The 546-nt window shown below is 68.5% G+C and carries 1 protein-coding gene; it reads left to right on the plus strand.

Going from position 1 to position 546, the window contains the following annotated elements; genetic code table 11:
* Positions 1-142: 142 nt before the first annotated feature.
* Positions 143-546, plus strand: a 404-nt coding sequence (locus OR16_RS38830; protein ID WP_006164937.1) for an acyl-CoA dehydrogenase family protein, incomplete at its 3' end; no start/stop codon positions are given.

Consider the following 546-nt stretch of genomic DNA (forward strand, 5'->3'; position numbering starts at 1 on the left):
TACTGGCAGGCGGCCCGTACCCCCGGCTTGAAACCCGAATGACGATACGGCGGGCCGGTAGCCGGTAGCCGGTAGCCGATGGTCGACAACCGATAACCGGCAGTGCCATCGCCCCCGCCCGCCCCACAACCTGGAGCAAGAAGTGAGCAATCTGCTTGATGCCTTCCACCTGACGGCCCTGCCTCCCGAGGCCGAGGCCTTCCGCGCGCAGGTGAAAGCGTTCCTCAAGGAAAACCTGCCCGGCACGACGGCCGATATCCGGGCCCGCTCTTGGATGGGCTTCGACGCCGCGTTCAGCCAGCGCCTGGCCGCGCGTGGCTGGGTTGGGCTGACGCTGCCCGCCAGCTACGGTGGCGCGGGCATGGATGCGTTCGCGCGCTTCGTGCTGGTGGAGGAACTGCTGGCCGCCGGCGCGCCGGTCGCGGCGCACTGGGTGGCCGACCGCCAGAGCGGCCCCTTGATCCTGAAATACGGCACCGCCGCGCAGAAGGATTTCTACCTGTCCCGCATCTGCGCCGGCACCGCCTTCTTCTGCATCGGCATGAG

This window comes from Cupriavidus basilensis OR16 (genome assembly GCF_000243095.1).
Lineage (GTDB): Bacteria > Pseudomonadota > Gammaproteobacteria > Burkholderiales > Burkholderiaceae > Cupriavidus > Cupriavidus basilensis_D.